The organism is Agarivorans sp. B2Z047 (genome assembly GCF_023373605.1).
Taxonomy (GTDB): domain Bacteria; phylum Pseudomonadota; class Gammaproteobacteria; order Enterobacterales; family Celerinatantimonadaceae; genus Agarivorans; species Agarivorans albus.
On the sequence record NZ_CP088080.1, the window covers coordinates 1,841,916 to 1,866,761 of the forward strand.

Here is a 24,846-nt window from a genome sequence, read left to right on the forward strand (position 1 = left end):
TTGTTGAATAGTCACTAACAACCACTTTGATTGCTTGGCTTAAATGGCTTGTTATATGTCGATTCAGCTACGCTTAATGAACCACCACCAATAAAGTGTTCCCTATGAGCCAATTCGATTCCTTGCTTCCACCCCAAATGGCCGAACGTGCTGCCGACGTTGGAGTAAGTAAAGCCACCAAAGATCCGCTTAAAGCGTTTTTACTGGCCCTTACTGCTGGCGCACATATCGGTATAGCCTTTGTTTTTTATACCACCGTAACCACTGGTGCGGGAGATTTTCCTTGGGGTTTTACCCGTTTAATCGGCGGCATGGCATTTAGCTTGGGCCTGATTTTTGTGATTATTACCGGTGGTGAACTGTTTACCAGCTCTGTATTGACACTAGTGGCAAGAGCCAGCGGTAAAATCTCATGGAAAAGCTTATGTGTTAACTGGTCATTGGTTTACTTAGGTAATTTGGCAGGTGCTTTTGTTTTAGTTTCGCTAATGCTAATGACCAAGCAATACACCTTTGCCGAAGGGGAGGTGGGTATCAATACCATGCGTATTGCCCAGCACAAGCTGCATCATGATTTTTTTCAAGCAGTTGCCTTGGGCATTATGTGTAATGTGTTGGTATGTATCGCAGTATGGATGACGTTTAGCGCCCGCAGTTTAACGGACAAGGTAATGGTGATGATTCTGCCGGTAGCAATGTTTGTCTCGGCGGGCTTTGAGCACTGTATTGCCAATATGTTCCAAGTACCTATGGCTATTGGTATTAAGAATCTTGCAGGCTCCGAGTTTTGGCAAGCAACTGGCTTAAGCCCAGCAGACTTTGCCGATCTCACTTTTGGCAACTTCTTCATCAATAATTTAATTCCGGTCACTCTCGGTAACATCATTGGCGGAGGGGTATTTGTGGGGTTAGGTTATTGGCTTATTTATCTACGAAAGCCCGATTAACCGCGTTCGTTGCATCGTTAGGGTGCGATTGTTGAGCACTTAACTAAGCCTGCGGCTAGCCAGTATTTACTGCGCTTAACTTAGCCGCAGCTTGGTTTTGTTGAACATTGCGGTAGGAACATAGCGCAAATAGTGATTCCTCTGAATTATTACCTCTTTTGGTGTATATTTTGCTTCGTTAATTCTTGAGTTTAGTTGTTGTACTTGGTGATTTAGGTAGTTTATGTCGGTTCTTTCTCCAAATAGTGTTTTTACTTCGCTTCAGCAAGATGGCCCCTTTGCGGTAAGCCGTGATGCCTTTGTGGCGCACCCATTTTCTACTGGCGTTCGCAGCTGGGTAAAACGCTTGCAGCAAGATAGTAATAATGTGTCTAAATACCGGGCGCTGCGAAGCCAAATATTTGAGTTTTTGGGCATTGACAGCTTCTCTCAAATTCAGAACTTGATCGATGATGTAAGCTTGCGTAAACAGCGCAGCGAACGAGCATTATCTCTATTGGGCAATATGTTTGGTATTGATGGCAACTTAAACGAAATTGAGAGCCGAGTTGATGAATATGCGCGAACTGCAGATGCGGTCATTCACTCAATTAAGGGAAAAATTCTTTCTCCTTATGCTTCGCATATTGAAAATACCAACGAAATTGAAGTGACCAATAATCCGGTAGAGTTATTGCTGATTATGTTCAATGATGACTACCACAAAAAAGCGCGCTTTGAAGCGCGACGTAAACTGATTTTGATGACCCTGGCTGGCAGCATCGAACAGCGTGAGCGAGAAACTGAAATCGAAAACAAGTTTTCAGCATTTCTTGAGTTTTTAAATGGCTACGTGTGGAGCAAAGAGCTCAAGATTGGGGAGCTAGACCCGGTTTATTTACACTCTAAACACCATAACGACGATTACGCTTGTAGCGAGGTGAAAGTATTAAACCCTCAGCAGGCTAAGCTTATTCAACGTGGCGAGCGTGAAAAACTCACCTTGTTAAAGCGCCGAAGTTTTACTGTGGGCGAGCGTAAAATTCCAATCTACGTTTCTATTCGTAAAAAGCCGCCAGAAGCAAAAGTATTAAAGCTATTGCGCAAAAACCAGAAGAATCCTGCGGTGGCGGTAGATGACGAACTTGGCTTAATGGCGGTTCTAGATTCGGTTAGCGATATTAAAGCCTTTCAAAAGCACCTCACGCGCAGTGCTTCTAGCGCAAATTCCTTAATGGTGCTAGAAGACATTTCCGATACCTTAACCGATAGATCTGAATATCGCGGCAGGGCAGTGGGCTCTAGTGAAAAAACGCCAATGATGAAGTTTTTTGCGCGTTTAGGCGGAATGCGGGTGGAGTTTATTATTCATACCAACCGGACTTGGCTCAATTATATGTATCAACAAGATGTTGCTCACAATGAATATGAAGTAAAACGAATGTTCGATACCGGGGTCATTGAGCTGCTATTCCCGATGGATATTTTCCATTTGAATCACCGAAAGACCCGCGATGAAATGATTCAATTTTTTAGGAAACAAATAGAGGCTTAAGCCTTAAAGTCTGCGGCAAGTCTAATTACGCCATCAAGCCAGCGAGCTGGCTTGCAATGGTATATTGGTGGCGCTAGAGTGTCGGTTAAATAAAGTTGTTGGTTTTGTGTTGTTGAATTTGGCGCGTTTTTCATTAGTGGTTTATACAGCTCTGGCATTTGCTTTAACTAGCATTAATGCAAGTGCTGGTGCGCTCATTGAGCAGCAAAACACGGCTGAAGATATCTTGGCAATCGGCCACTCACCGATGCAAGATTGTCATGTAAATGCTAGTTCTTCTGCGGCAGTAAATATCGATGGACATGCACTAACACACTCAATGCCTATTGGCGGCAGTTGTTGTACCGTAACTTGCATGGCTCCGCCGCTGATGAATTTGCTCAAACTCAATATTGCTGAATCCCCAAGCAGCCTTTTAGCTTTTTCCTCTACCCGCAGTATTACCTTATTCAATACTGCTGAGCCTCTATATCGCCCTCCTATTGGTTAAGTTCCCAAGATTATAAGCATTATCAGTTTTTGGATTGGTAGTGGAAGCATTAAGGCCTAGTTAGATGGGCCAAAAGTGGAACAATAATGAACATGTCGTTTTATAAATTAGTGGCAGCGATGCTGCTTACTGCTTATGCAAATGTGGTTTATGCGGAGCCGAATGAACTTGTATTTGGTAAAAAACTGTATTTAACCATTGGCGGTTACGGATGCGCGGCCTGCCATGGCAAATACGCCAATGGGGCGGGTAACGTGGGAGGTAACATTCGCGGTGCCAGCATAGAGCAGCTTAATCACGCCTTAGAAAATGAACCTACTATGCAGTTGCTCGGCGACGCATTAGCGCCAGAGCAACGAGGATTGATTGTGCAATACCTAGCCAGTTTAGGTGCAATGCCGCTGGTGGAGTGGAGCATCGGTGAAGATACCGACATTAAAACTCAGCAGCTTATACCCAAACAGTTGAGTCAGTTGGTTGTTAAAAATGACACATTAGTTGCTATAGCGATGGATCTTAGTCCCTTGGCAATAAATCAAACATTACATATAGAGCCTTTAGATACCCAAGCTGTGCAGTTTGTTGCGCCAGCTTTTTCGGTAAGCCTACAAGTTAATGGGCAGGCTCTACAATTACTAGTGAATGAATAAGAGAATAATGATGAAAATACTAAACAAAATACTACTAAGCCTGCTGGTCTGCTTCAGCAGTTCGGTATTGGCTAAAACTAGCATTGAACTATATAAGTCACCCACTTGTGGTTGTTGTACCGAATGGGCCAAAATTATGGAGCAAAAAGGGTATCAGGTGAATGTGCATCACAAACAACAGTGGAACGTACTAAAACAAAGTTACGACATGCCCCCTCAGCTGCAGTCTTGCCATAGTGCAGTGATTGATGGCTACTTAATCGAAGGGCATGTACCGGAAAGTGACATTGCCCGCTTGTTAATAGAACGCCCCAAAAACATTAAAGGATTGGCTGCGCCTGGTATGCCACAGCATTCGCCGGGCATGGCAAAAGAAGGGGCTGCTTATAAAGACTTTAAAGTTATCGCTTTTTCGGAGGACGGCTTAAGTATTTATAAGCAGTATTAAGGTGTTGTAGGTGATCTAAACTTAGGCCAGCTCTTTGCTGGCCTTTTCATTGTTAGTTGCTAACAATGAGGGTTCGCGTTTGACAGAGGAGTGAATTAAGCTTTATTTACGTAGATAACTGAAATTGAAGACATTCAAATGAAGCTATTATTAGTCATGGTTCTGTTGTTTTCTTGGTCAATACATGCCAAATCTCAATCCGAAACAACAACCATGTATTTCGCTAATATCCCCAATAATTTTACCGTAGCTATAGGCGCAGAGGTTATTAAGACTGCATACCAAAAACTGGGCATTGCGGTCGAGTTTGTTGATATGCCCACTAAACGAGCCCTGAAACAATCTAATGAAGGAAAAGTTGATGGTGAAATTCACCGTGTTTGGAGTATCGCCGATAGTTATCCAAACCTGATTCGAGTACCCACTCCGATTAACTATATCGATCAGGTAGTATTTAGTTCGGTACAGAATGTAGATATAAAGCAGTGCGCAGATTTAGCGCCTTATACTGTTGGGATAGTGAGAGGGGTGAAGCATGCTGAAGAATGCACTCGAGATCTTCCTCTTCAGAGGGTTTTTAATACATCTGCCAAGATGATGACCTTGTTAAGTGCACAAAAAATTGATTTTGCTATTTCATCTTGGGTCAACGGTATGTGGTTAAGAAAAACCATGGATATAGATAATGTACATGTGGTTGGCCCTCCGGTAAGTCGGCAATTGCTCTATCACTATGTGCATAAAAAACATGCCGATTTGGTTGAGAAAATCGACGCGGTATTTATCGATATGCAAGAGAGTGGCGAGCTTGAACTGTTTAGGAAGCAAGTGATAAATGATCTATTAAAAAATGCACCATAAAATCTGAATACCTCGTTTTTGCACTAAGCCAAGTGTTTTTCTTTCAGCTGCAAAGTGAGCAATACGACCCAAGCCACCCAGGTGAATATAGTGAAACAGAATCCTCTTTTAGCGCACCTTGGCAGTAAGCTCTTTGCCTGTTATACCGGATTGGAAACCGAACTGGTTTATCGCCGTGGTTTTAATTTACCCGGTTTTGCCGCTTATCCGTTGTTAACCACTCCCAGTGATAAACTTTTGCTTGATGCTTATTACAAGCAGCTGATCGAGTTAGCGAGAGGGTTGGGCGTGGGATGTATTCTTGATTCAGTGTCTTGGGCGGCAAATCGAGACCGAGCGTCTGCTCTAGGTATCACTTTTGAGCAGCTGAAACGCTTCAACATAGAAGCTATAGAATTCATCGTGAGTATTAAGCGACAGACCCCTGATGTGCCAATAGTATTATCAGCGCAAGTGGGCCCGCGTGATGATGGTTATGCCCCCCGTCACTTGATGAATGTGCAACAGGCTTTTGATTACCACAGTGAGCAAATAATGGTGTATTCCGGCACTGAAGCGGACCTTATCAGTGCATTTACTATTTGTTATGCCGAAGAAGCCATTGGTATCGTCAAAGCCGCGCAGAAATTCGCAATGCCAGTTGCCATAGCATTCACCCTAGAAACCGATGGCTGTTTACCTACAGGTATGGCCTTGAAAGATGCTATTTCTATGGTGGATGCGGAAACAGATTCAGCAGCGCTTTATTACTTAATAAACTGTGCTCACCCTAGTCATTTTACTCAGATCTTCGATGGTGGCGCTTGGATGCAACGCTTGCGTGGTTTGGTTGTAAATGCCTCCTGTTGCAGTCACCAAACGCTTGAACAAGCCACAAACTTAGATGAAGGAAACCCGGTCGAATTAGGTCGCCAAGTTGCAGAATTCCATCACCGATACCCTCAGCTCAATATTTTAGGCGGCTGTTGCGGTACCGATATGCGCCATATGAAATCAATATTTGAAGCGGTTTTAAATGGTAAATAGTTGTTTGTTTGGGCTGGAGTTATTCATTTTCTGAATACACTTGGCGAATTAGTAAGTAGAAAATGTTACAGTGAGCTTGCCTAAAATTAAATCAGGGAGGATTTATGGCAGGCGTATGTCTTGTTGTACATGAGACTTCAATACCCTATGTAAAAAATGTTCTCGCGGCGATAGCGGATGCACTTAAAGATGCTTTTGGCTGTGAGTGTCCGATGATAGCTTGCTCGTCAATTGATTCTGCAGAAACAATGGATGTTGAATATATTTTCATTATTGGAGAGAACTTAGGGCGCTTTACCCGAAAACGGGGTAGACGATACATCTTTATAAACTTTTCAGTTGTATCAAAACTTGGGAGCCTCGCGAGTAATAGCTTAAATGGTTCCAAACTAATTCGTTATAAAAGTCAGCTTCTGCAAAGCAAATTAGATTTGTTTGATGTGGTGATGGATTATTACCCACCTCAGACACGTTACTTATCGAAAACACTCAATACTCCAGTGTTTGGTTTTGTTCCTTGGGTCGCTCCTTGTGCGGGCTCAAAGCCTATACCTCTCGAGTCACGAGTCTATGATGTTTGTTTTGTGGGTAGTCTTAGTAAGAGAAGACAAAAAGTTCTAGATAAACTAAAAGCTGAGGGTTGCGTGCTTTCACCTTTCTCTAATGTTGTGGCAGAAGAGGTGTCTGCGCAATCTCGCTGTACCTTAAATATTCACTTAGAGCGTTCAAATCACCTAGAGATCCCTCGAGTGATGGGGGCTCTAGCGCAATCACCACTTATAACTGAAAGCAGTTATGGTATTTATGAGTTAATACCAAAACAGCTGGTTCAGGTGCATTCTTATTCTAACCTGGTAAATCAGACCTTGGCTTTGTTAGCAAACCCGAAAAGCTTAGAAGAGACTGCTTTACGAGCAAGAAATTGGTATATCGAGGTAGCTGCACCGCGATATAAAGATATGTTTATTTCAGCTGTAAATGAGCTTAGGTTTACTCTGAAAGTGACTAGAGCCTCGAAGCAGGTAGATAGTTTATCGGTTGAATAAGCATATTGAAGGTGTAAGCAACAGGCTTGAGTGAGCAGCTTGGCGGAAAGCAAAAAGGCCTGCAAATGATGCAGGCCTTTTTAATATGGTGGTCGCAACGGTGCTTGAACCAGTGACCCTCGCCTAGCAAAGAGGAGGGCGTTGTTCTCCCGCTCTTTATGGCTAAGCGATAGGTTTGAGCTTTCTGATTGGCGGAAAGCAAAAAGGCCTGCAAATCATGCAGGCCTTTTTAATATGGTGGTCGCAACGGTGCTTGAATCAGTGAGTATCGACTAGTAGAGCGGCCTAGCAAAGAGGAGGGCGTTGTTCTCCCGCTCTTTATGGCTAAACGATACGTTTGAGCTTTCTGATTGGCAGAAAGCAAAAAGGCCTGCAAATGATGCAGGCCTTTTAATATGGTGGTCGCTACTGGGCTTGAACCAGTGACCCTCGCCTTGTAAGGGCGATGCTCTCCCAACTGAGCTAAGCGACCGAATTTTGTGTTACTCGTAAACCGTTCAGAGAACCATTTACTTTAAATATGGTGGTCGCTACTGGGCTTGAACCAGTGACCCTCGCCTTGTAAGGGCGATGCTCTCCCAACTGAGCTAAGCGACCGAATTTTGTGTTACTAGCAAACCGTTCAAAGAACCATTTACTTTAAATATGGTGGTCGCTACTGGGCTTGAACCAGTGACCCTCGCCTTGTAAGGGCGATGCTCTCCCAACTGAGCTAAGCGACCGAATTTTGTGTTACTAGCAAACCGTTCAAAGAACCATTTACTCTAAAAATGGTGGTCGCTACTGGGCTTGAACCAGTGACCCTCGCCTTGTAAGGGCGATGCTCTCCCAACTGAGCTAAGCGACCGAATTTTGTGTTACTAGCAAATCGTTCAAAGAACCATTTACTTTAAATATGGTGGTCGCTACTGGGCTTGAACCAGTGACCCTCGCCTTGTAAGGGCGATGCTCTCCCAACTGAGCTAAGCGACCGTCTTGTGGGGGCGTATTATAGGGTGGTCTGCGTGTGTGTCAACGCAAATTTTAAGGAAACTGACTGCTTGCACAAATTCTCGTCAAAATGCCTATTTAGGCCGCTGTATTGGCCAGAATGTTAGCAAATTAAGCGTATTTTGAGTGTGGCTCTTAGCTAGCGAATTTTGTTGGGTGTGGTAAAATCCGCGCCATTCAACTCGGTCAACTATTTAACTAGAGAATAAACATGACAGTTCGTACTCGCGTAGCACCTTCACCAACGGGTGACCCACATGTAGGTACCGCCTATATCGCATTATTTAACTACTGTTTTGCCAAGCAACATGGTGGCGAATTTATTCTACGTATTGAAGATACCGACCAAGCACGTAGTTCGCGTGAATCTGAACAAGCCATCTACGACAGCCTAAGCTGGATAGGTTTGAACTGGGATGAAGGCCCAGATTGTGGCGGAGCCGCTGGCCCATACCGCCAGAGCGAGCGTAGTGACATATACAAGAAATACGCTCAACAGCTTATTGATGAAGGTAAAGCGTTTTACTGTTTTGCTACGTCAGAAGAGCTTGATGAAATGCGTAAGCAACAAATGGCAGAAGGCCTTCAGCCTAAATACGATGGCCGAGGCTTAAAACTTAGCGCTGAAGAAATTGCTGCTAACCTAGCAGAAGGCAAACCTTACGTAGTACGTATGAAAATACCTGAGTCTGGTAGCTTTGGCTTTACCGACTATTTACGTGGTGAAGTTGAGATCCCTTGGGAACAGGTAGATATGCAAGTGCTACTTAAAGCCGATGGTTTACCAACTTACTTCTTGGCTAACGTTGTAGACGACCACCTAATGGGCATTACCCACGTATTTCGCGGTGAAGAATGGTTAAACTCTGCGCCAAAACTGCTGAAGTTATATCAAGATTTGGGTTGGGAAGCGCCAGTACTTGGTCACATGCCGTTGTTGCGTAACCCGGATAAGAGCAAGTTAAGTAAGCGTAAAAACCCAACCAGCGTTAATTACTATCGCAAAATGGGCTTCTTGCCAGAAGCAATGCTTAACTATTTAGGCCGCATGGGGTGGTCTATGCCTGATGAGCGTGAAAAATTCACCTTAGCAGAAATGATTGAGCATTTTGATATGAAGCGTGTATCGCTTGGCGGTCCAGTATTTGATGTAGAAAAACTCAAGTGGTTAAACGGTTTGTGGATCCGTGAAGAACTAAGCGATGAGCAGTTAGCTCAACGTTTAGTTGAGTGGGCTTACAATCAAGAAACCTTAATGAGCATTATTCCGCAAGCCAAAGCGCGCTTAGATGTATTAAGTGACTTAACACCGCTTGCTGGGCACTTTGTGTCTGGCATTCCAGAATATGCGCCAGAGCTGCTTACTGCAGGTAAACTTGAAGAAGAGCAAGTTCGTAGTTTGTTGCAGATGTTTATTTGGCAACTAGAAGAGCAGCGCCAATGGGACAAAGACACGGTATTTGCGGTAGCTAAGCAATTATCTACTCATCTAGATGTTAAAATTCGTGATTTCTTAGAGCCTATTTTTGTAGCGATTACTGGCAAAACCAGTTCTACCTCGGTAGTTGATGCTATGGCTATTCTTGGTTCTGACATGAGCCGAGCACGTTTACGCTTTGCACTAAGCCATATTGGCGTCAGTAAGAAGCAAGCTAAGTCGTTAGATAAAGCATATCGCGCATACAAAGCTAGCTGGTAAACCGCCGTTAATACTTAAAAAGCCAACGCTAAGCGTTGGCTTTTTTATTTCTTAGCGTAAATAGTTTGTTTATACCAATAACATGCTGCCACAAGCCGCAAGCAGTAAACCTAGTGCCAGCAAGAACTGCAATTGAAGTCTAATACTCATCGTGTTCCTATATTATGCATCAGTAGATAACTCATCTTGCATCAAGCACTGTAGCGATTACCTTGAATTGCTTCACAGTTTGTTTTTTGACCAGTGCTTATACATTAAAAACCTTCTTTAGATCTCATTTACATTGCGTTTCAATGCCAATTTTGTAACCAAATTGACACAATGGCATAACATGCTGAAAGCCTAGTTTAGAGCCAAAGTTGCTAAGCCTATTTGTAAGATGCTTATTCACAAATGACTTATTTATAAATAAAGTCTTGAGCATCTAGTATTTGGCTTTTTTTTTGCTATTGTTGTGGTTGCACTAAGCTTGATTGTGGATATTAAGCAATAAGTTATGACTGAGTGAACATGAATAAGTTTGAAGCAAGGAACGCTTTAGCACTTGGTTAAGTGAAATCAACTAAATTTGGTTTTTAGCATAAACCAATAGTGATCGTTACAAGGAGATTCGATGTCTATTAGTAGTCAGTTAGATCAAGATTCAGGTCAGCTTATTATTAGTGTGGCCGGTAGGTTTGATTATTCTTTGCACCGTGACTTCAGAGCTTGCTACGAGCACGTATCGGTAGAGGGAATTCAGCTAATTCTTGACTTAAGCAGTGCTGATTATATGGATAGTTCAGCTTTAGGCATGATGTTGTTGCTCAAAGAACATGCTGAAAAAAGCCAAGCTGAAGCCCTTACTATTCGTAAACCCTCACCGGCAATTTTAAAGATTTTAGAAATAGCCAACTTCGATAAACTACTTAAAATCGAAAATTAGTGTTTGAAGTTGATACGCTAAGTTTTCTTAACAAGGCGGTTAAAGGCACAGCCCTAGTGGTTGACGATACCCGCATAAACCGTTTGTTGTTGGGAAAAATACTCAGTGATATTGGCTATCAGGTGGTATTTGCTGAACATGGCCGAGAAGCGGTAGAGCTGTTTCAGCAGCAAGAAATCGATATTGTGTTCATGGATGTATTGATGCCAGTAATGGATGGGTATCAAGCAACCGCCGAAATTAAACGTTTAAGTACTCAAAAATTTACCCCTGTTTTATTTGTTACCGCGCAAAATGAAGTGGATGCATTGGTTAAGTGCATTGCCTGTGGCGGAGACGACATTCTATTTAAGCCTGTTCATCAAGCGGTACTCAAAGCCAAAGCCCTTGGCTTTGAACGTACTAGAGCTATTTACAATGAAATAAGCCGACTGCATAACCAGCTTCAAGAGGAAGAAGAGCTAGCCGAGCGAGTATTTAGTAGCGCGGTGGCTAACTCACATTGTGCCGACCAAGAACTGCTTGTATCGCTAGATAGCGCGTCTACCTTTTCCGGAGATGTTGTTTTTGCAGAGTATCGCCCAAATGGCGACATTCATGTTTTGCTGGGTGACTTTACCGGACATGGTTTGCGAGCAGCAATAGGTGCAATGCCCGTTGCCGATATTTTTAGAGGCATGACTCGCAAAGGTTATACTGGCGAAGCAATTCTTCGGCAAATTAACCGTCGCCTGCATCGCTTATTACCCACCGGTATGTTTATGGCCGGTATATTTGTAGAACTTTCGCTTCAGCAAAAATCCTTAACAGTGTGGAATGGCGGCATGCCAGAGCTACTTGTTTACAATACTCAACAACAGAGTATTCGCGAGCGCCTAAGATCTGAATCAATTCCTCTAGGTATTCAAAACGAAGTAGAACTCAACCTTAAAACGCTACCTTGGTTACCCTATGACCATGTGGTGTTATTAAGTGACGGGGTGACCGAAGCGCTTAGTGTTAGTGGCGAGATGTTTGGCGAACAGCGTTTAATAAATGCAATTACTGATAAGGCGAGCCATCCCTCTTTTATTGCCAGTATTCAGCATGCACTAGAAGGATTTTGTGAAGGTGCTGAGCAACTCGATGATATCAGCATGGTAGAAGTGCCCGACTTATTGAATAGGCCAAACCAACACGCAGCCGATACTTATAACGCTGGCCCACTGGCTGCTGGGCAATGGAGTTGGCAACTAGAGTTAGACGCTACCAGTCTTAAAAAATTTACGCCTATCCCCCTATTAATGACCACCTTGCAAGAGCTGTCGGTACACCAGACCGACCGCAATATCTTATTTACTGTAGTCAGTGAATTGTTTAACAACGCCTTTGAACATGGCGTATTAGGGCTAGATTCGGCGATAAAAACTTCTGCTAGTGGTTTTGAAGAGTATTATCGCCAGCGTAAACGCAGAGCCAAAAAACTTACCGAGGGCTCGGTAAGCATTGCGATTGAGTTTGATGGAAAGCACACTCGACAATTCACTATTCAAGTTGCTGACAGCGGCAATGGGTTTGAAGCCTCACAAGCCGCTGAAAAAAGTGCTGAACAGCAATACTCAGGCAGAGGCTTGCGTTTGGTAGAGTCTCTTTGCGAAAGCATGACGTTTAATCCGCAAGGCAACTGCGTTACTGCAGTTTACCGCTGCCAACATTAAACAAAATTCTATAAATGGTCTTGAATTGTTGGCTAAATGAGCAAGTGGCTCGTTTCTTAGTAAAAACGGTTGACACTCTAGTTCCCGCTGCTTAGAATTCTGCTCGCTTTCGGCAGATATTGTGTTGAAAGCAGTGTGATTTTGGGGCTATAGCTCAGCTGGGAGAGCGCTTGCATGGCATGCAAGAGGTCCGCGGTTCGATCCCGCGTAGCTCCACCAATTCACACCCTACCGTATATCGGGGCTATAGCTCAGCTGGGAGAGCGCTTGCATGGCATGCAAGAGGTCCGCGGTTCGATCCCGCGTAGCTCCACCAATTTTCCTTCTTATTCTGTATCGAACAACTAACAGTAGTTGTAATTTTCTGTTTCTATCTATTGTTGCTTTAAGCCGCTACTTACTACACTCAAAGTCTGATGTATTACCTTGAGTACCGCTTATGTTTATCCGCAATCTTGGTTTACCGTGCTTATTGGCCGCTGGTTTAGCGACCTTTACGACAGCCTCTCTCGCCGAACCTCTACCCACTCGAGACCAAGCTGCACAAGCTTTAGCAGCAAGTTATAACCAGCAGCAACGCCAGTTCATGCTTGAGTCGGTTAATGCTACAGCCAGCGCTCAAGGAGACTTGGTTCACTACCACCTTACCTTAGCAGAGCAAGGCTCTAGTGCTAAAGGCATCGAACTGCTTGCCCAACAAGTAAGGGCCGATATCTGCAAAGTCGACCAGCAGTCTTTGTATCGTGGAGTAAGAGTTAAGCTGGTAATAAGCGGCAGCAATGGAGATTCGCTGTATCAAGCCATTCAAAGTGACAACGACTGCTCTCGTTTACCCTATTAACATCCCATAAACATAACCAAACAATGCCATCGCTAAAACGGTTAATTCTTCTTAGCTGAGGAATTGACCGCTTACTTGTTTACTTATCGTCTATCCTCTTGATAAGACGTGTGAATTGAGGAGTGTTAAGTATGTCTTTTACCAATACCATCGAGTCAATGTGTCCGATTGCTCGCGGGCCCGACCATCGAAACTCACCGATCCCAATGGAAGGAAAGTGGGTGAATGCCATTGAAGTTACCGATATTTCAGGTTTATCAAATGGGGTGGGTACTTGCGCGCCTCATCAGGGGGCAACCAAGGTTTCCATAAATGTTAAAAACGGCATCATTGAAGAATGCTTAATTGAGACCGTGGGCTGCTCTGGTATGACCCATTCAGCGGCAATGGCATCAGAGATCTTGACCGGGAAAACCTTGTTGGAGGCTCTGAATACCGATTTGGTCTGTGATGCAATTAATGTCGCTATGCGTTCTATTTTTGAAAACCTCGCTTATGGACGCAGTCAAACCGCTTTTTCTGAAGGGGGCCTGCCTGTTGGAGCGGGCTTAGATGATTTAGGTAAGGGCTTGCGTTCGCAAGTAGGCACAGCTTATGGCACCAAAGCGAAGGGGGCACGTTATTTAGAACTAGCAGAAGGTTATGTTACTCGTATGGCCTTAGACGAAGACAACGAAATCATCGGTTACGAGATAGTGCAAATGGGCAAAATGATGAGTGCAATTGCCGATGGTGTAGACGCTAATCAAGCCTTAAAAGACAGCAAATCTCATTATGGGCGCTTCGAAGACGGCGTTCAATATGTTGATCCGCGAAAGGTATAGGGAGCAGTATTATGGCAGAATTTGAAGGAAAAGAGCGCCGAATTGAGCGGATTGAGCAAACCTTAGCCCAGTATCAAATTGAATCGTTGGAAGCGGCTCGAGAGCTTTGTCAGTCTCGCGGGTTTGACCCACATGACATTACCTTAACCACTCAACCAATTGCTTTCGAAAATGCCGCTTGGGCTTATGTATTGGGCGGAGCCATTGCAATTAAAAAGCAAGATAAAACCGCTGAGCAAGCTGCTCTCTCGATAGGTGAGGCCTTACAAAGTTTTTGTGTACCTGGCTCGGTAGCCGACCAACGTAAGGTGGGCTTAGGGCATGGCCAACTTGCTTCTCGCTTGCTTTCTACTCAGTCAGATTGCTTTTGCTTCTTGGCTGGCCACGAGTCTTATGCCGCTGCAGAAGGGGCGATTAAAATCTCTGAATATGCCAACCAAGTAAGAAGTAAACCGCTGCGCCTGATTCTTAACGGCCTAGGTAAAGACGCCGCCTATATGATTGCGCGCATGAATGGTTTTACTTACGTGCAAACGCAGTTTGATTATCAAACCGGCGAGCTCAATATCACTCGTGAAAAAGTGTTTGGTAAAGGCCACCGAGCCACTATCCGCTGTTATGGCACCGACGACGTGGTTGAAGGTGTGGCAGTAATGCATCACGAAGGCGTGGATATATCCATTACTGGTAACTCTACTAACGCAGCGCGTTTTCAGCATCCGGTTGCGGGCACCTACAAAAAAGAGCGGCTGTTACTGGGTAAAGAATACTTTTCGGTAGCCTCTGGCGGTGGTACTGGGCGAACCATGCACCCAGATAATGTTGGTGCAGGGCCAGCTTCCTATGGGTTAACCGATACCATGGGCAGAATGCACTGTGATGCCCAATTTGCAGGCTCTTCTTCAGTACCGGCGCATGTAGAGATGATGGGCTTAGTCGGTATGGGCAACAACCCTATGGTGGGTGCCAGTGTTGCGGTGAGTGTGGCGGTAGAGCAATCGCAGTAAAAGGCAGGTTCCGCAAAAATTATATTAAAGCCACCTATTGGGTGGCTTTTTTAGTGTTAGTGAACTGCTGGTAAATGTTTTGTTTCGCTTGAGTGAGCATAAAAATTTTGAACGCTAATAGCAAAAGGCTAATCGAGCTAGTTTGGGGTATGCCATAATTGCTTGATTGGTTTTAGCCCCTTTATATTGCCGCTTGCTTAGCGATAGAGTTAAGGCTGCTAAGATAATTGGAGAGTGAATGAGCGATAAAGTTGTAAAGCAAGCAATCGATAATGTCAGAAAGAAGTCTAAAGGAAGCTCCACACCTGGTAACTACCGAGTAACCATAAACTTTCATTCCGATCGCTATACTACCACAGGTATCCCTTTACTGCTTGCAATCGCTCAAGATGGCTGTTTGAAATCTCAGTTTGAAACGGCAACCAGTAACGGTGGGCTTAGTGCTTATAAGGGCGGAGAACGCTGGTTATGGGAGCAAAAGGCATTTGATGGCGCTTACAACAACGCCGATAATAGTCTTAGGCCTAAATATGGCGCACTTAACTTTCGAGAGTATCAAACAGGTGCATCTTGCCGATTTGGCTCTGCCTATTTTGAGTTAAAGCCACACCTACTAGAACGCACTACCTTTTGTTATCCCGACAGTTATTTTACTCCCGAAGACTTTGCTGTGTGTAGCCAGTTAGATAGTCTTATCGACAAAGCGAATGCCTCAAATGACGATTTGCTTGATAACTATATCGAAGCGCACATTCACGGAGTTCTATCGATAAAAGGTGATATTGAATGTTTGGTTCTCGATCCCTGTTATCGCTCTAGCGTTGTTGAAGAGCATGCCTTAAAGCTAGGTGTTCCAGTTAAATGGCATAAAGGCTTTGAATTGAGTCTGGAAAAAATGAGTCTTTATCCAGATTATCGAGGGCAGCGTTATATTGAGCTAGCTAAAGAGATTGCGCAGAACGGGCTTATTAACCCAAGGTTGCTAGGGCTAGCGATAACCCAGCAGGCTTACCACGAACAAGACATAAAGAAAATCTGGCACTACCTTGCTAGGTTTGGCTATACATCTACTTAAAGCATTACCTCTGCGTAGTAGTTAAACAAGCAAAAGGCTTAGCATCGCTGCTAAGCCTTTTTTGATAGCTATATTACGCTATTACTTACTCGTAATCAGAGGCATACGTGTCTTCGTAAGAGTGCGAGTAGAACTCAAATAGGTTACCAAACGGGTCTTCTAGGTAAACCATTTGTGCTTGCTTAGAATCATCTTCTGGGTGATAACGGTGAATGTCCATGCGTACCTTACCGCCAAACTCTTCAACACGTTTGATTGCTGAATCAAACTGCTCTTTGGGTAGCTGTAAACAGAAATGGAAGATACCAAGGCGAGAGAAGTCTACTTCGTGACGCTCATCGCGCTCTTTCATTTCAAACAGTTCTACTCCAATACCGTCAGAAGTCACAAGGTGGGCAATATTAAAACCTTTGAAGCCTTCACCAAATACTGCGATACACATGCGACCAATTGCAGACTCGCGCTCTTCAATTACTTTAGTGTTATTCATTACAATGCGAAGGCCTAGCGCTTTAGTGTAGAACTCTACCGCTTTGTCCATATCGCCTACCATGATACCTACGTGATTCATTTTCATAATTCTTCTCCAAACCTTAATTTGTTAACTGTTGCGTTGTTTTGCTTCGATGGAGAAAGTATATGCAGCTCAGTAAATTTTATGAAATTATTAAAAATTATTAATTTGATAACTATTTGTTATCTAATTTGAAGCGGAAGACAAGTAGCGTTGTAGGGTTATTGGGGGTGAATCTAGCCGTGTTTAGCTTAGTTGAATAGCAGCTTTATCGCGGCAAACAAAATAAGCACTCTAATTGCCCAGGTCATTTGTTTTAAGTTTATCTTTTTGAGTATAAGAAAACCCAAGGCGCAACCAACTAGCAGACTAGGCAGAGCACTTAAACTGGTTTTTGCTGTTTCTATGTTGAGCAAGCCAATACTGATTAGCATGGGCACTTTGGCTACGTTAACTAAGCCTGCTACCCAGGCACGGGTGCTTACATAACTGGTTTTACCTAGTTGTTGCTGCATCATATATAAACTTATTATTGGGCCAGCAGAATTGGCAGTCATGCTAATAAAGCCGGCAAATACGCCGCTGCCAGCAGCTACCGCGGGTGTTTTCATGCATTGCGAGTTGCTGCGTTCCAAGTAGATACTTAAAACCAGCATACCAAGAATGATAGAGCCAATGGCTAGGGTAAATTCGCCAGGATCCAAATAAGAGAGCAGCAGTGCACCAAGCCCACAGCCCAACACCATAAATACCAACAAACGCAGTAGAATTCGCCATGCTATTTTGTGGCGATATACCGCCATGGTGAGAATGTCGGTGAGTAAAAACATTGGGATGAGTATCGCTAGCGCTTGCCCATCGGGGTAGGCAATGAGTAACAAGGGCAAGATAAGTGCGCCCATTCCACCAATAGAGAATTTAGAGATTCCGGTTAATAAAGCAACTAGGTGCAAGATGATGATTGTGCTATCCACTTTACCTCTTTCAATGTAAGCCATTGAGCTTGTGAATGTGCTGCGCAGAATAGCAAATATCATGAAAGATAAATAATCACTTATTTGGATAATCTTGATTGTATTTATCTATATAGATTAAGCTGTTTGTAAGGGTATCTATATCGAGAGTGAACATGAATCATGAGCAGCTACGCGCCTTTGTGAGTGTTGCCCAGTTGGGAAGTTTTCGGGCAGCGGCGCAGCATTTAAATAAAACTCAACCTACCTTGAGCGCTTCGGTTAAAAGCTTAGAGCAGCACTTTTCTATTACTCTGTTTAATCGCTCTAGTTATCGCCCCACACTTACCGCAGAAGGGGAACGCTTTTTAGTTAAAGCCAAAAGTTTGCTTAAACAAGCTAATGAGTTAGAGCTGTTAGGCCATGAGCTTGCGCAAGGCGCCGATCCGCAGCTTGCTCTCACCCTAAGCCCAATGTGCTATTTGCCACCGCTGGTAAGCAAAATAGAAGCTTTTTCAAAACACTACAGTAAGTTGCAACTTAACTTAGACTCTGGCCATTTATCGGGCATTCTAGAAGCTCTGTTAAAGCAACAATCTGATCTAGCCTTGGCACCCAACATAGGCTTAGATGGGCGCTTTGATTTTGTAGAAGTAGGCAAAGTTCACATGATAACGGCAGCGGCGCCACATTTGTTTGAGCAGCACGAGCAAGTGCTTAAACAAAGCATGTTGCGTAACAAACCACATATTTTATTGGCTGATTCTGGCTCCGAGGCTCGCTCAGACAATATTAATGTGATTGCTGGCGACCAACGCTGGTATGTTAATGACTATCATCTGAAAAAGGAGTTGCTGTTAGCGGGCTTAGGTTGGGCAAGAATGCCCGAGCATATTGTGCAGCAAGAGCTAGAGCAGGGCTTATTGGTAAGCTTGAAAGTAGAGCAATTTGCTTATAGTAGCCAAGTGCCCATTTATTTAATCAAGTTGCGTGAGCGAGCAGATAAAGAGATTGTGCGGGCGTTTTGGCAGCAATTTAGTTGAAGGTGTTGGTGTAAGACAGACAAACAAAAAGGGAGCTTAAGCTCCCTTTTTAGTCGTGTAATTCAAGTTCTCGTTAAAGAACCATCGACAAAAACTGCTGCAGTCTTGGATGGCTAGGATTGTCGAAAAACGCTTCCGGCGTAGCTTCCACTAAGAGCTCGCCATCTTCCATAAACAATACTCGGTCTGCCACTTCGCGGGCAAAACCCATTTCGTGGGTAACTACCACCATTGTCATGCCGTCGGCAGCGAGGCCTTTCATTACATCTAATACTTCGCCTACCATTTCTGGGTCAAGCGCCGAGGTGGGCTCGTCAAACAACATAATGTTGGGTTGCATCGCCAATGCTCGTGCAATCGCAACGCGCTGCTGCTGGCCGCCAGATAGGTGAGAAGGGTAGTTGCCCATTCTATCTGCTAAACCTACTTTAAGTAGCAAGGCTTTGGCTTCATCTTCGGCTTCTTGTTTATCACGTTTAGCCACTTTAAGAGGCGCTAGCATTACGTTGCCTAAAGCAGTTTTATGTGGGAACAAGTTGAAGTTTTGGAACACCATACCTACTTCTTCACGCAGGCTATTAATGTTGGTGCCTTTGGCATACATATCGGTGCCATCAATAGTGATAGACCCACTGCTTACCGTTTCTAGCTGGTTTAAGGTACGCAAAAACGTAGACTTGCCCGAGCCAGATGGCCCCACAATCACCACTACTTCGCCACGGTTTACCGTTGCCGATACGTCTTTTAATGCGTGGCAGCCATTGGGGTAAATTTTGTTTATGTTCTTTGCAACGATCATGTCGTTGCCTTGGTAATCTTTAGTCACTGGCAGCTAACCTCTTTTCTAAGCGTTGAATAGCCCAAGACAGGCTGCTGGTAAGTACCAAGTAAAGTAGGGCTACAGTAAACCATACTTCAAAAGGTGCAAAGCTACCGCTAACGACTTCACGTCCGGCTTTGGTTAAGTCGGTAATGGATATCACCGATACCAATGAAGAATCTTTAATTAGGTTAATAAACTGGCCCGCCATAGGTGGCAAGGTTCGCTTAAAGGCCTGCGGTAAAATCACGTTCACCATGGCTTGCGGGTAGTTCATACCCAAAGAGCGTGCGGCTTCCATTTGGCCTTTAGGAATAGACTGAATACCTGAACGGATGATCTCCGCTACGTAGGCAGCAGTAAACACCGACAAAGCAATCACACCTGCAGTAAAGCGTTCTAAGTCGAATACAGTGCCAATGAAGAAGTACACAATGAAGATTTGTACCAGCAGTGGTGTGCCGCGAATAATTTCAATATAGGTGATAGACAGCTTACGCAGCGCTGGGTTGTCGGCGATACGCATTAAACCAATCACTAAGCCAAGCAAAATGGCAAATACCAATGACCATAATGAAATTTTAATCGTAACAATTAAGCCTTCGGTGAGCGGGCCAATTCGCCACTCTTCAGAGGAGGCCAGTTGGTCGCCTTCAAATACTAGGTCACCTTCGTATACTGAGATGTTTTCAAACTCAGCGAGATTTACTAATACCTCGCCACCATCAGACACTAATTGCAGTTGGCCTGCTGCATTACTTTCAATACTGCCGTCTTGCGGCGCAGTAATGCTAGCTGCTTCGTTATTTACGATGTAAGGAACAACACGTTGCCAGTTCCAGTTATAGTCAATTTTTTCGCCCGACAGATAAATGAGTCCGCATAGGCTAAGTAAAATGGCAACAAAAACACCATTCCACAGAATTTTGCTTGCTTGAGTTTGCATCTGAAGCTCTTTTATTAATATTTGGTTTTACTTTACTAAGCACGCTTAGGGCGCGCTTAGTAAAGAAAAGTGGCTGCTAAGGGCAGCCACTTAAATCTTACTATTGAACTTGTTTTAACCAAGCGTCGTCTTTAAACCACTTATCGTAAATGCGGTCGTAGGTGCCGTCACCTTTAATTTGACGCAAGTAACCGTTCAAGAAGTTTAAGAAATCAGGATCGCCTTGGCGAACAGCCCAACCTAGCGGTTCAAAAGTGAACGGTTGATCTAGGTGAGTTAGTTGACCTTGGTTTTCTGCCGCGTAAATCGCGTTAAACGGTAAGTCGTAAATGAAGGCATCGGCTTTGCCGTTAGTTACTTCTAGTACCGCTTCAGATTGAGTTTCAAATAGGTTTACTTTAGCTTTAGGAATGTAGCGCTTAATTGCACCTTCACCAGTAGTACCTAATTTAGTTACCACAGTGTATTGGTCGCTGTTTAGGTCACGGTAGCTGGTTACTTTGCCTTCTAATTTAGGGCTAAGTAGGATTGATTGGCCAATGACTACGTATGGGTCTGCAAAGTTAACTTGCATGTTACGTTGTGGCGTAATAGTCATGCCGCCCATAATTAGGTGACACTTACCAGTAAGTAGGGTAGGAATAATGCCGTCCCAAGCGGTGTTTACTGGTACGTATTTAACGCCCATTGCACGCGCCATTTGCTTACCTAAATCAATATCAAAACCAATGAACTGGCCGTTTTTGGCTTTCATTTCAAATGGCATGTAGCCCGCATCAAAACAAGCGCGTAGCTCGCCAGATTCGGTGATTTCTTGTAGCAATGTTTGCTGAGCAAAAGCAGCACTTGATAACAGTGTTACTGCGGCAATCGCAGATTGAATGACACGTTTCATAATGGTCCTTGTTGTGTTTTTAATTCGTTATTTTTATTGAGTTCATATTCTGCACTATCCTTGCAAAACAGCGTGAACCCTTAGTGTTTCAGGGAAGTTATAGCAGAATACACTAGAAAAAAATAGCGGCGGTTTTTTGCATCTTGTTTACAAAATAAACGATGCTTTCAAGTTTAGTTAGCCGCATGGACGTCTAAATGCCCGCAAATTAAGGCTTTAGTCGTGCTGCTTGTTTAACTGTTTTATTTGTTATTAATGATAAAAAAATTTTAGGCCACAAAGAAAATCTATGGTTATCAAGGCTAAATGTAGAATATTTAGGCAGTGCTAAATGAGCAGAGCGCTAAAAAATGGGTACTAATTGGTAGCGCTGTTACTTGCAGTTTTAAGCGACAGCCCCCATGCTGAGGTAAGATCTAAACTCTTGTATGGAAACAGGAATGGCCGATAGTTTTTTGTTATTTGAGCCCGATGCTAGCGACATGGTAAGTCAAAAACTCGTTCCGCTGTTCGACGATGTAATATTGCCGAAAATGTGGGATGCGAACCAACCACCCGAATTTAAAGCTGAAAGCCTAGTTTATTGTTATCTCAGTGATGAAAGCTTAACTACTGCCATTGGGCTAGCTGTGGAGCTGCAATGGGTTGTTGCGGTATTGCCTCACCCTAAAGCAAACCATGCCCGCCGGGCTTTTAGTTTGGCTAACTCTCCAGAGAAAGCATTGGCCGAGTTTCAGCAAGCCGAAGCCACAAAAATAGATGTGCTGCGTTGTAACCAGCAAGTGGTGTTAAATCACTTAGTGGTAGGGCACAGCTTTAACCTGCGCCCTGGCGGGCACAATGCTTCGTGGCGACAGCGTATTGCCCAGACTTGGCAAAATATTCGAAAAATTGGTGATATTAAACCGCAAAAACTTAGTTTAACCACCGGTAGTGACACCTGTTTAGAAACCTCGTTGGTGGGGCTAGTAATTATTGAACATGCCCAAGGCTCAATGTTATCTAAACGAATACTCACCGATACTCACTGTAACGACGGCATGTTAGAAAGCATGCTGCTAGCACCTCGCAGCATCATGGAAATGTTCCGCTTTTTAGTACTTGCTATGTTTGGCAGAGTGGTTAAAAAGCCGCGCTTTCTTAGCTTAGTTAAATCTAAATCGATACAGGTTAGCGGTGAGAGTGAACTGGAGTACTGGCACGATGGCATTCTCTCAAAAGCCAATAGCTTAACCATTGACTGCGAACACCGGGTCTTGAGTATTTTACCCTCTGCAGACATGCTCTGCCAAGACAGCGCCACTGCAGTAAAAGAGAGCCGCAAAATTGCCAATTTGCCGGAGGGCGAGGCGATAAATGCCTTAGCAGCCAAGCCATTGCCTTGGATTGCCCATGCCGCCAAAGAAGAATTTAAAGATCTCTACCAGCTGCTACGTGACAACGCTACTACCTCGCCAGCCTTTTTAACCCTAATGGTATTGTCTACGTTGCTAGCTACCATTGGCCTTTATGCCAGCTCGGCACCAGTGATTATTGGTGCGATGATTTTAGCGCCGTTAATGGCACCGATTATCTCACTTTCTATGGCGCTTACTCGCCAAGATCCCAGCTTAATGACCGCCAGTTTAGGTACTTTGTTTACTGGCTTGTGTGTAGCCCTGGGCTTTGCTGCAAGCGCCAGCTTTATTATTCCAATGGAAGTAATTACGCCCGAAATCTCGGCGCGCCTAAGCCCCAATTTACTTGATTTAGGGGTGGCGATTATCTCCGGCATTGCCGGTGCTTATGCCCATGCGCGGATTGACGCGGCCAAAAGCTTGGCAGGCGTTGCTATTGCCGTGGCGTTGGTGCCGCCTTTAGCGGTAACTGGTATAGGCTTAGGCTGGTTAAACATTGGTGTGGCCTCAGGCGCCTTTTTGCTGTTTTTAACTAACTTAGCCGGCATTGTATTTTCGGCCGCTTTAACGTTTTTGGCCTTAGGTTTTGCGCCGTTTACCCGAGCCAAAAAGGGATTAGGCATCGCTTTAGTCGCAGTGACCCTTGTGAGCATTCCGCTGGTATTCAGTTTTAACCGCCTATCAGAAGAAGCGCAAATAGTGCAGCGCCTACAAGGCAAAACCTTTAATGAGGTATTATTGCGAACAGTTCGCGCCCAAAGCACCAAGCCGCTCACTTTGCATTTGCAGTTGGTTAGTGAACATTCACTAAACGACCAACAATTAGATGGGCTTAAAGCACGCATTGAACAAGAGCTTGGGCGTAGCTTCCAGTTAGAAGCTTCAATCATTATTCGGCGTTAATGTCTTTTGTTATTGCTCCGAACATATTTCTAAAAAGGCTATAAGTGATGCAACACATAGCCTCTTTATTACTCCTACCAAAGCGCCTAAAAGTTTATTGGTCAATCTGTTTTTACTATTAACAAGGCCATTGCAATTTACCTTGAACATAAAATCAAAATAAGCCTTGAATTACAGTTATGATATAACGTAACATTTTGTTGGCGAGTTATTTTTAAACCAAGTAAAACAAAATGTGAGCAAATTTATGATGCAAATTGATAGCGTTATTCAACATGCCGAGCAACACTGCAAGCAACGAGGTGTTCGCTTAACCACCAAACGCAAACAGGTGTTATCTAGCTTAGTACAGTCAAACAAAGCGCTCTCTGCTTATGAACTCACCGATTATTGTAAGCAACTATTCGACCAAAGCATTCCTGCCATGTCGGTGTATCGCATCCTTGATTTTCTAGAAACAGAGCACCTTGTGCACAAACTTAGTTTGGCCAATAAATATGTCGCATGTGCGCATATTTGCTGCAGCCATAGCCATGGGGTACCGCAATTTTTGATATGCGGTAAGTGCAGCAAAGTAAAAGAAATCAGCATCGCTGCTTCAACCATTAACGAGCTAAAACACAATGCCGAGCAGGCTGGTTTTACCTTAGTCAGCCAGCAACTGGAAATGAACTGCCTATGCGAAGACTGTATTCAGCAAGCGGCTTAATTTAATCAACATTTAAAACAAGGAAAGTTAATGAAAGTCACTCAAGCAATCGGCGATAAATTCGCCATCGGTTTATCATTTGCGTGCGCCATTCATTGTTTGGCGTTACCTCTTTTGTTTGTCTTAGTGCCCAGCATGGTTGCGCTACCTTTACACAACGAGGCTTTTCACCTTTGGATGGTCGTAGCGGTTATACCCATTAGCGCTTATGCACTCACCATGGGGTGTAAACAACACAAACGAACCAAAGTGCTGCTTTGGGGTGTTGCAGGTTTGGCTCTATTGATTTTGGCAGTCGCCCTTGGTGAAGACCGTATTGGGGAAATTGGCGAAAAATCGCTTACCTTGTTAGGAGCAACGTTAGTAGCTGTTGGCCACTGGATGAACTATCGTTTGTGTCACCAGCATGATCACAACAATTGCGATTGCCCAGAGCATTAAGGCTTTCAGCTTTTTTAACCTGTATTACTTGTTTAGCCCCATCATTAAACCAAGTCTTAAACTTAAAGGCTTGGTTGAGTTAGTCTAGTAATCAACGTTCTTTCCTCAGTTAAGTAATGCTATAACCAATACTTAGTTTTTGCAGCAATGCTTACCTTTTTTAAT

Annotated in this window: 24 protein-coding genes and 7 tRNA genes; 21 read left to right on the plus strand and 10 right to left on the minus strand. The window is 43.9% G+C overall.

Annotation, left to right across the window (positions count from 1 at the left end):
- Positions 1-104 precede the first annotated feature (104 nt).
- The 8 genes from focA to LQZ07_RS08470 all read left to right on the plus strand — a co-directional run bounded on the left by focA (position 105) and on the right by LQZ07_RS08470 (position 7,002).
- Positions 105-947, plus strand: a complete 843-nt coding sequence (focA, locus tag LQZ07_RS08435) for a formate transporter FocA (RefSeq protein ID WP_152779637.1) — start codon at positions 105-107, stop codon at positions 945-947.
- A 223-nt stretch (positions 948-1,170) separates the two neighbouring features.
- Positions 1,171-2,481, plus strand: a complete 1,311-nt coding sequence (locus tag LQZ07_RS08440) for a hypothetical protein (protein WP_152779635.1) — start codon at positions 1,171-1,173, stop codon at positions 2,479-2,481.
- A gap of 67 nt (positions 2,482-2,548) precedes the next feature.
- Positions 2,549-2,971, plus strand: coding sequence for a hypothetical protein (locus LQZ07_RS08445; RefSeq protein ID WP_152779633.1), 423 nt, complete (start codon positions 2,549-2,551; stop codon positions 2,969-2,971).
- 86 nt (positions 2,972-3,057) lie between these two features.
- Positions 3,058-3,621, plus strand: coding sequence for a cytochrome c (locus LQZ07_RS08450; protein WP_152779631.1), 564 nt, complete (start codon positions 3,058-3,060; stop codon positions 3,619-3,621).
- Positions 3,622-3,628: 7 nt separating this feature from the next.
- Positions 3,629-4,069, plus strand: a complete 441-nt coding sequence (locus tag LQZ07_RS08455) for a DUF411 domain-containing protein (protein WP_227981091.1) — start codon at positions 3,629-3,631, stop codon at positions 4,067-4,069.
- Positions 4,070-4,282: 213 nt separating this feature from the next.
- A complete protein-coding gene (locus LQZ07_RS08460) occupies positions 4,283-4,930 on the plus strand; it encodes an ABC transporter substrate-binding protein (protein ID WP_194164053.1) in 648 nt (215 codons plus the stop codon).
- Between the two features lie 90 nt (positions 4,931-5,020).
- Complete coding sequence (locus LQZ07_RS08465; RefSeq protein ID WP_249483602.1) at positions 5,021-5,956, plus strand: homocysteine S-methyltransferase family protein; 936 nt, start codon at positions 5,021-5,023, stop codon at positions 5,954-5,956.
- Between the two features lie 104 nt (positions 5,957-6,060).
- Positions 6,061-7,002, plus strand: coding sequence for a hypothetical protein (locus tag LQZ07_RS08470; RefSeq protein ID WP_152779627.1), 942 nt, complete (start codon positions 6,061-6,063; stop codon positions 7,000-7,002).
- Between the two features lie 396 nt (positions 7,003-7,398).
- Here LQZ07_RS08470 and LQZ07_RS08475 read toward each other — a convergent pair.
- The 5 genes from LQZ07_RS08475 to LQZ07_RS08495 all read right to left on the minus strand — a co-directional run bounded on the left by LQZ07_RS08475 (position 7,399) and on the right by LQZ07_RS08495 (position 7,974).
- Positions 7,399-7,474: transfer RNA gene (locus LQZ07_RS08475), tRNA-Val, on the minus strand.
- A 49-nt stretch (positions 7,475-7,523) separates the two neighbouring features.
- Positions 7,524-7,599 (minus strand) — tRNA-Val (locus LQZ07_RS08480).
- Positions 7,600-7,648: 49 nt separating this feature from the next.
- A tRNA-Val gene (locus tag LQZ07_RS08485) sits at positions 7,649-7,724 on the minus strand.
- A 49-nt stretch (positions 7,725-7,773) separates the two neighbouring features.
- Positions 7,774-7,849, minus strand: a tRNA-Val gene (locus LQZ07_RS08490).
- Positions 7,850-7,898: 49 nt separating this feature from the next.
- Positions 7,899-7,974, minus strand: a tRNA-Val gene (locus tag LQZ07_RS08495).
- A gap of 229 nt (positions 7,975-8,203) precedes the next feature.
- Between LQZ07_RS08495 and gltX the strand changes: the two genes are divergently transcribed.
- The 9 genes from gltX (at position 8,204) to LQZ07_RS08540 (ending at position 16,060) form a co-directional block, all read left to right on the plus strand.
- Entirely contained in the window at positions 8,204-9,691 is a 1,488-nt protein-coding gene (gene gltX / locus LQZ07_RS08500) for a glutamate--tRNA ligase (protein WP_152779625.1), read from the plus strand.
- 613 nt (positions 9,692-10,304) lie between these two features.
- Entirely contained in the window at positions 10,305-10,616 is a 312-nt protein-coding gene (locus tag LQZ07_RS08505; protein ID WP_016403941.1) for an STAS domain-containing protein, read from the plus strand.
- Positions 10,616-12,313 (plus strand): fused response regulator/phosphatase, encoded by a 1,698-nt coding sequence (locus LQZ07_RS08510; protein ID WP_152779623.1) that lies wholly within the window; start codon positions 10,616-10,618, stop codon positions 12,311-12,313. The genes LQZ07_RS08505 and LQZ07_RS08510 overlap by 1 nt, the downstream gene beginning before the upstream one ends.
- 143 nt (positions 12,314-12,456) lie before the next feature.
- Positions 12,457-12,532: transfer RNA gene (locus LQZ07_RS08515), tRNA-Ala, on the plus strand.
- 21 nt (positions 12,533-12,553) lie between these two features.
- A tRNA-Ala gene (locus tag LQZ07_RS08520) sits at positions 12,554-12,629 on the plus strand.
- A 123-nt stretch (positions 12,630-12,752) separates the two neighbouring features.
- On the plus strand, positions 12,753-13,154 hold the full coding sequence (locus LQZ07_RS08525; RefSeq protein WP_152779621.1) for a hypothetical protein: 402 nt from the start codon (positions 12,753-12,755) through the stop codon (positions 13,152-13,154).
- 131 nt (positions 13,155-13,285) lie between these two features.
- Positions 13,286-13,978 carry an iron-sulfur cluster assembly scaffold protein gene (locus tag LQZ07_RS08530; protein ID WP_016403938.1) on the plus strand — a complete coding sequence of 231 codons (693 nt, stop codon included), beginning with the start codon at positions 13,286-13,288 and terminating at the stop codon, positions 13,976-13,978.
- Positions 13,979-13,989: 11 nt separating this feature from the next.
- Positions 13,990-14,985, plus strand: a complete 996-nt coding sequence (locus tag LQZ07_RS08535) for a GGGtGRT protein (protein ID WP_152779619.1) — start codon at positions 13,990-13,992, stop codon at positions 14,983-14,985.
- Positions 14,986-15,223: 238 nt separating this feature from the next.
- Positions 15,224-16,060, plus strand: coding sequence for a DUF3626 domain-containing protein (locus tag LQZ07_RS08540; RefSeq protein ID WP_152779617.1), 837 nt, complete (start codon positions 15,224-15,226; stop codon positions 16,058-16,060).
- Positions 16,061-16,145: 85 nt separating this feature from the next.
- Here LQZ07_RS08540 and LQZ07_RS08545 read toward each other — a convergent pair whose 3' ends face one another.
- Positions 16,146-16,637, minus strand: a complete 492-nt coding sequence (locus tag LQZ07_RS08545; protein ID WP_152779615.1) for a VOC family protein — start codon at positions 16,635-16,637, stop codon at positions 16,146-16,148.
- Positions 16,638-16,825: 188 nt separating this feature from the next.
- Positions 16,826-17,548 (minus strand): sulfite exporter TauE/SafE family protein, encoded by a 723-nt coding sequence (locus LQZ07_RS08550; RefSeq protein ID WP_249483604.1) that lies wholly within the window; start codon positions 17,546-17,548, stop codon positions 16,826-16,828.
- A 155-nt stretch (positions 17,549-17,703) separates the two neighbouring features.
- Here LQZ07_RS08550 and LQZ07_RS08555 point away from each other — a divergent pair, with 155 nt between their 5' ends.
- On the plus strand, positions 17,704-18,570 hold the full coding sequence (locus LQZ07_RS08555) for a LysR family transcriptional regulator (RefSeq protein ID WP_152779611.1): 867 nt from the start codon (positions 17,704-17,706) through the stop codon (positions 18,568-18,570).
- Between the two features lie 73 nt (positions 18,571-18,643).
- On the opposite strand, the gene LQZ07_RS08560 is transcribed toward LQZ07_RS08555, so the two are convergent.
- From LQZ07_RS08560 to LQZ07_RS08570, 3 genes are all read right to left on the minus strand, one after another.
- A complete protein-coding gene (locus LQZ07_RS08560; RefSeq protein ID WP_152780741.1) occupies positions 18,644-19,369 on the minus strand; it encodes an amino acid ABC transporter ATP-binding protein in 726 nt (241 codons plus the stop codon).
- Positions 19,370-19,388: 19 nt separating this feature from the next.
- Positions 19,389-20,336, minus strand: a complete 948-nt coding sequence (locus LQZ07_RS08565) for an amino acid ABC transporter permease (RefSeq protein ID WP_152779609.1) — start codon at positions 20,334-20,336, stop codon at positions 19,389-19,391.
- A 100-nt stretch (positions 20,337-20,436) separates the two neighbouring features.
- Positions 20,437-21,231 (minus strand): transporter substrate-binding domain-containing protein, encoded by a 795-nt coding sequence (locus LQZ07_RS08570; RefSeq protein ID WP_016403930.1) that lies wholly within the window; start codon positions 21,229-21,231, stop codon positions 20,437-20,439.
- Positions 21,232-21,671: 440 nt separating this feature from the next.
- On the opposite strand from LQZ07_RS08570, the gene LQZ07_RS08575 reads away from it, so the two are divergent.
- The 3 genes from LQZ07_RS08575 to LQZ07_RS08585 all read left to right on the plus strand — a co-directional run bounded on the left by LQZ07_RS08575 (position 21,672) and on the right by LQZ07_RS08585 (position 24,681).
- On the plus strand, positions 21,672-23,531 hold the full coding sequence (locus LQZ07_RS08575; protein ID WP_152779608.1) for a TIGR00341 family protein: 1,860 nt from the start codon (positions 21,672-21,674) through the stop codon (positions 23,529-23,531).
- Positions 23,532-23,766: 235 nt separating this feature from the next.
- Entirely contained in the window at positions 23,767-24,240 is a 474-nt protein-coding gene (locus tag LQZ07_RS08580) for a Fur family transcriptional regulator (RefSeq protein WP_249483606.1), read from the plus strand.
- A gap of 30 nt (positions 24,241-24,270) precedes the next feature.
- Positions 24,271-24,681: a MerC domain-containing protein gene (locus LQZ07_RS08585; RefSeq protein WP_152779606.1), complete on the plus strand. Its 411-nt coding sequence runs from the start codon at positions 24,271-24,273 to the stop codon at positions 24,679-24,681.
- Positions 24,682-24,846 lie beyond the last annotated feature (165 nt).